Annotated in this window: 6 protein-coding genes and 1 pseudogene; 1 reads left to right on the top strand and 6 read right to left on the bottom strand. The window is 60.7% G+C overall.

Annotated features, from left to right (window positions below; genetic code table 11):
* Positions 1-241: 241 nt before the first annotated feature.
* The 3 genes from HV796_RS40355 to HV796_RS43700 form a co-directional block, all read right to left on the bottom strand.
* Entirely contained in the window at positions 242-622 is a 381-nt protein-coding gene (locus tag HV796_RS40355) for a hypothetical protein (RefSeq protein WP_175233299.1), read from the bottom strand.
* Positions 623-781: 159 nt separating this feature from the next.
* Positions 782-979 carry a hypothetical protein gene (locus tag HV796_RS40350; RefSeq protein WP_175233298.1) on the bottom strand — a complete coding sequence of 66 codons (198 nt, stop codon included), beginning with the start codon at positions 977-979 and terminating at the stop codon, positions 782-784.
* Between the two features lie 175 nt (positions 980-1,154).
* Complete coding sequence (locus HV796_RS43700) at positions 1,155-1,301, bottom strand: hypothetical protein (protein ID WP_217478203.1); 147 nt, start codon at positions 1,299-1,301, stop codon at positions 1,155-1,157.
* A 398-nt stretch (positions 1,302-1,699) separates the two neighbouring features.
* On the opposite strand from HV796_RS43700, the gene HV796_RS43695 reads away from it, so the two are divergent.
* Positions 1,700-1,927, top strand: a complete 228-nt coding sequence (locus tag HV796_RS43695) for a hypothetical protein (RefSeq protein WP_217478201.1) — start codon at positions 1,700-1,702, stop codon at positions 1,925-1,927.
* Positions 1,928-2,114: 187 nt separating this feature from the next.
* Here the strand turns inward: HV796_RS43695 and HV796_RS40340 are convergent.
* The 3 genes and pseudogenes from HV796_RS40340 to HV796_RS40330 form a co-directional block, all read right to left on the bottom strand.
* Positions 2,115-2,216: pseudogene (locus tag HV796_RS40340) on the bottom strand (IS607 family transposase); the annotation flags it as partial.
* Positions 2,217-2,459: 243 nt separating this feature from the next.
* Positions 2,460-3,089, bottom strand: a complete 630-nt coding sequence (locus tag HV796_RS40335) for a hypothetical protein (RefSeq protein WP_175233297.1) — start codon at positions 3,087-3,089, stop codon at positions 2,460-2,462.
* A 947-nt stretch (positions 3,090-4,036) separates the two neighbouring features.
* Positions 4,037-4,577 (bottom strand): YadA-like family protein (locus HV796_RS40330; RefSeq protein WP_175233296.1); only part of this gene is annotated, 541 nt, incomplete at its 5' end.

Genomic DNA, 4,577 nt, shown 5'->3' with positions numbered 1-4,577 from the left:
ACCGAGATCGCATGCGCCGGTAGGGTACGGCTGACGGAACAGCCGGTTTCCTCGCTGGCACAGGCCAGCTGAAACAATCCTTCACGCGACCTCACGTCGCACCCATACATGGTGTCTAGTGGCGGCGCGTACGCGGATCGCGGACACGCCGAACGCAAGAGGGCGCAGCCTCGACAACCCACGCGGGCGACACGATGTCATGGAGTTCGACAGGCAATTTGTGGTTTTCATCGCCGCCGTGTTACGACTGATGGCGACCGGCAGGCCGTAGCGCCTGCACTTGTTCGAGGAGTTGTCCTATGTCTTCGATCGTGCGCGCCTCGATCTCGAGGTCGCCCGCTTTCAAGCGCAGCTTGCGGCCAGCGCGCCCCTGTAACCAGGTGAATGCGGCTCTAGCAAGCGCGGGACCAATCACCTGGGCAAGCGGAATGACAAATTCACCTACCAGACCGCGACTGGCGCCGGTGGTGTCCTTCGTGAACGCGACCGCATTGATACGTACGTTACCGGCGCGCACCCGCTGGTAGAACTGACTCAACTCGCTCTGGTAATCAGGGCTGAAGGTCGCCTCGTCGTCTGGAGAGCGGACAAGAGTGAGGCGCAGGGTGGCGACCGTAGTCATGTGGGCCTATATTTGATAAATGTTCACGAAAACTGGTTTGGAAAGCTTGCTGTAGCCGCGCAACAACCCGGCGAGCTAGGATCGAGTTTCGTTGCTCCACACGAAGCATCGCGATCGGTACTTTAATTGACGCCGGACGGGGCCCCGATGATGTTCAGCTCAGGCGTTCGGGCGGGCAGGCGGAGGATCCTTGTGATCGGGCCAACGCTGCCGGCTCGCGGCGTCAATGCCATGATGAATGCTTGCGTTGTCCAGAACCATAACGGTCGGGCAAGTGTGGCCGGTACGCAGCGAATTATTAATAAATTTCTTGACGGGCAGAGCTTTGACGGTGCAGGCATGGGCAGCGTCGACCATGCGTATTCCGCGCCAAAGTTCGGCGCAACGGTCACGTCGTGTCGGTATTGACGCCTCGACTCGATCTCGCGGGTCAGCCGCTCTGTCGTACCTGCTCGAACCTGCCTAACTAGACGGGTTCAAAGCTAACTTCCCGCTTCGCTAAGGCCGGTTTCGTCGCTTTCTCTCGACGGTGTCAGCCTTCCCCTCCGCAGGCCGACACCGCAGAACTCGCGGCCGTGTTCTTCAGATTCGTCGCGGCGGTCACGTCGCTCTCGTGGATCGTGCCGCAGGCCGGGCGCTCCAGTCGCGCACCGCACGCCGAGAACTCGACGGTGGCCATTCCGGCGACGGAGCGGACCAGACACGGTTACTGAGCACGCCGTGCATGTCCAGATCCTCAATGCCCATGGCGTGAAACGACGCGCGAGATCCGTTGTGGGCTTGTCCAGAGCGTCCGAAAGGATGGCACCGATGCACGCGTGCAACTTCGCCAGCCTGGCCCTCGAGTTACGGCGATTGGCCGACGCCCCTTCTGTTTGCACGACAGCCTGCGCGAGCCCGCACAAGCTTGCAAGGGTTCAGGCCGGCAACCGGCACTCCCACGTTGACAGTGTTGCCAGTGCCGACACGCCAGATCCACACCAGCCGCGCTCTAGTTTTCGGCTTCAGGCGAGTGCGAACTGTCAGGCGTGTCCATGGCGATGCTGGCCCTACCAAGGATCGGCCAGCCGGCAGACCGTGGCCAGCATGATCCTGCCAGCGAAGCGCAACGTCTCGCGCATGCGCACCCAGCCCAGAGCGGATGTAAATGCGTTTACCGCCGACGCTGAACTGGTCGTGGGTGAGCCTGACGAGCTCGCTCTTCTTGCGGAAGTGCGGATAGCGGACGCGGCCCGCGAAGAAGTTCTGGAACGCCTAGCCCACTGCATGATCGCCATCCGCGGGACGTTTTTCGTGACTTCCTAGCATCCACGTAACTACTTGCGGCGTGATCGCGTTTAGCTGGCGGCGCACCGTGCTTGCTGCACGGGTCAGGCAGTTGGTTTGCGCGTCGTTGGTATCACGCGCGATGGAGTGGGTAATGAGCATTACGGTGCTTACACCGCCTGCCGCACGCCATCGGGCAGCACTGGTTCGTGTTTGACCGACTACCCTACAACCGAGCGCTGAACACTGTGATGATAGCCAGCACGTCCCTGGCAAGCTCTTCCTCGAACGTTGTGCCCTCACCCCCATTGAGTATCACGACATGAACCCTCCCACCGCTAAACCTCAGTCACGGCTGTCGCGGCGGTTTCGGAGGTCGCAGACCTTGACTTGGCGCGTTTGCGCGACACGGGGTTCCGGCCTCGCGATACGCCTGTCCACGTCGATCAGCACGACCAACGCTGCGTTCTCGTCGCGTTACATCCTGAGGCCGCAACGCGCGGCACTCATGCTCGCGCTGCACGAGCACTTTGGGCACACTCTCCCGGCACGACAGGCAGCACCGCGACGGTTAGATCTGGTGCGTATCCGGCAGGTGCAGGCGCGTACCCTCGATCGGCCGCTCCAGATCGTGGTCGCTAAAATAGTCCTTGTAGCTGGAATAGAGGCTACGCTCCCCCCTGTTCGTAAAGACGCCATGCTCATTCACGTAACTTTGCAAAGTGACTCTGTTAGTGCCGAACTGCCTCGCAGTACCAGCAATGGTCACTTTGTTTGCCTTACCTCGAAGCGGCAGCGGCAAACCATTCCTCGCACGGAAGTCTGTCACCTCGCCCTTCTGGAGCTGAAAAATCCTCGCGACGTCTATACATAGCGGCGGGTTGCCAGCTGCCATATCAGCCAGCACCTCTGCACGAGCCTTGTCCGCAACTCTGAACGGGTTCAATGCCTTCGGCAGCTCGCGGTTTTGTAGTGCGACAATGCTGGCTGACGGACCGGGGTCCGGTGAAAATGCCGCCTCAATGTCTTTCGCCGAGAAAGGTTGGGATGGCAAAGCCGCGACGATCGGTGACTCTGGCTTCTGACTGAAGCCAACGGAGGTTGAAAGTTGCCCCTCTGCCTCGGCACGCACATGGCTGGTACCGGTTGTAGCGGTTGCACCGGAACAATCGACGGTGAAACTTGAATTATTGATATCCATTGAGGCGGCGCGAAAAACTTCGCCAAAATATCGAAATCCGGAAGGTACAGCGGCTTTGAGCGAGCCCTTCTATGCGGCGCGAAACAACCCGCGCGCAGCCGAAAGATGCACGCGCACTGAAACGCACGCAGTGTGTTCTCGCCGATATAGTGCTTGCGCGTGCCGCGGATAACGTATCGCTGCCGCGCCAGCTGCCGCACGATTACTGCAGTTCGCCGCTCGCCAACCGTTCCGGCTGACGAGCAACCATGCACCGATAGACGAAGCAGCGCCTTCGGATCAATTTCATTCACACCATCTAACCACTACACAACAAGCCGTCCTGCATAACCGCTGGCAGGGTGGTCCGTGCACCAGCATCACGGCCAATCTGACCTAGCCGCGCCAAGAAGCGCTACCGCACCGGCTCTTTTGCTTCCCTCAGACAAGGCAACAACCAAGTGCAGCGGCTGCTTGCAAAGGGAAATGCGAAGGCCAGCGCTGCTGATACCGCGCGACGTCAGGGTGAAAGCCGCCGTCGGCCATGCGGATGAGCCCGCCGTGCTCGACCAGTACTTTCCTCGCTCGCCGCGAAGAATGCCAGACCGGATCTCTGACATCGCGTTTGCCGTGGACACCAGATGGTTCGGCTAACGCGTTCACAAGCAAAGCGCCGGCGAGAATGCCAAACCGGCGTACCAGCAAGTCATTTCCAGCTGATCAGGCGATATCGTGCGCTGATTCGTTTCGCTTTCCTACTCAATTTATAGGGCACCATACACCATCGAATCTGTGACGCTAACGCAACCGGCAGGTAGATCGAAATGCATCAATCCCGTAGGCACACAAAAACGGACAGACTCCGAATTCCAGCTATACGCGTCGGACATAAGCACGCTCCGCCTGCCGCTTCGCGAGACCCGTTGCCGCCACAGAAGTGCGACGGCAACGGGATACACGAGAACTACTTACCAGCGATACCCAACGCCCGCGCCTGCGCCAACAGAACCGTGACCAGAAACGCCCGTGGTGACCGACCCCTTGACCAGCCACTTTTGTGTCGCGACCGAAAGACCCAGAGCCATCGCGGCCTGTCCCCCGTAGTTGCCAGCTGCGAGTGCTACGACCTTCTCACCCGGCAACACAGCTTGAGGCAAATTGGCCATCGCCATCGCGGACGCCGAACCAGCGTTGGCATCACGGCGCTCAGAGTCGATCCGGTTGTTCACGTCGTTGATGCGCTGGTCGGTGTAGCTGTTGGCCTGCCCGACGCCCTGCGCGACACTCTGGTTGAGCTGCTGCACGTTCACCGCGTCAGTCGCCTGCGTGCCCGCCGCCACGTTCGTGACCTGCCGCTCCGCGCCTGGCGCGCCCACGCTCACCACGTTGCTGCGCCCGCCGTCGCTCGAGTTCGCCCCGATCGCCGCCGAGTTGCTCCCCTTCGTCACCGTCGGCTGGTCCGTCCCGTTGCCCTTCGTGTCCGCCACAAACCCGTACGTGACCCCCTTC

Source organism: Paraburkholderia humisilvae, from assembly GCF_902859855.1.
GTDB classification, from domain to species: Bacteria; Pseudomonadota; Gammaproteobacteria; order Burkholderiales; family Burkholderiaceae; genus Paraburkholderia; species Paraburkholderia humisilvae.
The sequence above is the reverse complement of the archived record's forward strand: the minus strand, read 5'-3'. Positions and strand labels throughout refer to the sequence as shown.